Source organism: Paenibacillus sp. AR247, assembly GCF_002968895.1.
Lineage (GTDB): Bacteria > Bacillota > Bacilli > Paenibacillales > Paenibacillaceae > Paenibacillus_AQ > Paenibacillus_AQ favisporus.
Map to the genome: position 1 here is coordinate 1 of NZ_PCZT01000092.1, position 1,097 is coordinate 1,097.

Consider the following 1,097-nt stretch of genomic DNA (forward strand, 5'->3'; position numbering starts at 1 on the left):
CTCGATGCGGCGCTCCTGTTCCGGCTGGCCTTGGAAGCCGCCCCGGCCGGCTCGCGCCTGCACGCGACCGACGAGGAGGGCGTGCAGTTCCGAGACATCGCGGAGGCGATCGGCCGCCGACTGAAGCTACCGGCCGTCAGCATCGCCCCCGAGGACGCAGGCAACCATTTCACCTTCCTCAGCCACTTGGTAGCGATCGACAACCCGACGTCGAGCGCACTGACCCGTGACCGGCTGGGATGGCGCCCTGTGCAACCAGCACTCATTCAGGACATCGAACAGGGTCACTACTTCACAACCTGACGATTTCGTCTGATCTCAGCGCCACTTAGGGTTAAGAAAATAGAGTAGGATCGAAATTGGAATTATGTGCGTAACAGCCTGCAGATGCGCAAAACTATAAGGAGGTGTGAAACATGTCATTGCAAAATCATCGTGCCGTCATCATAGGCGGTACTTCGGGTATTGGCCTGGCGGTCGCGAAATCATTCCTAGCCCAAAGTGCTGTCGATTGGATGCTTCAAGCTCCAAAGTGTAAGAGGGCATGATGAGCGGGATTTTCTGGCGGATGGGCAAATGAAACAACTGAGGCCGTTTTCAGAGTGATCACCTGATATCTCATTTCGCTAACGGGAGACGATAGCTTAACGTTTCTTGGAGCAGCTTGCCAGCTGCTCCTTTATTTATACTGCATATTTAAACGTGCAGGCTTCGCGCATGTAGAATTCATCACCGATCTTGACTGCAAAGTCTGTAATTTCAACGATTTTCCCGTTGCCGATCATTTCTTGTCCGATAAAGGCGGCCACAGGGATTTGCTCTATCATGGCTGTATGGAAATGGATCGGGGGAGTCAGGGGCTTCAAAAAACTTTTGCTATTCATCAAGTTTCACCTCTCTCCGAGATTTTACCATATTTCAACATAAGAATGGGTACAACAAAAAGGCCGCCCAAAAGGACGGCCGGGAAGAGGAGAGACAGGTGCACCTTGTAGGAGCTTACCTATATAAACATTTTAGGTAATTAAATTATAGAGCACGCTTTCATTGTGAACCATGGTTATCAAGTCATGGAATAGCACGAAATAGACACTAGT

1 protein-coding gene and 1 pseudogene are annotated in these 1,097 nt (G+C 50.6%); one reads left to right on the top strand and one right to left on the bottom strand.

Annotation, left to right across the window (positions count from 1 at the left end; all coding sequences use genetic code 11):
• Positions 1-303 (top strand): annotated as a pseudogene (locus tag CPT76_RS36215) (3-beta hydroxysteroid dehydrogenase); the annotation flags it as partial.
• A gap of 380 nt (positions 304-683) precedes the next feature.
• Here CPT76_RS36215 and CPT76_RS36220 read toward each other — a convergent pair.
• A complete protein-coding gene (locus CPT76_RS36220; RefSeq protein ID WP_258169128.1) occupies positions 684-884 on the bottom strand; it encodes a hypothetical protein in 201 nt (66 codons plus the stop codon).
• Positions 885-1,097 lie beyond the last annotated feature (213 nt).

Coding starts and splice junctions, on each gene's coding strand:
- CPT76_RS36220 (WP_258169128.1), bottom strand. CDS start 884: ATGAATAGCAAAAGTTTTTTGAAGCCCCTGACTCCCCCGATCCATTTC.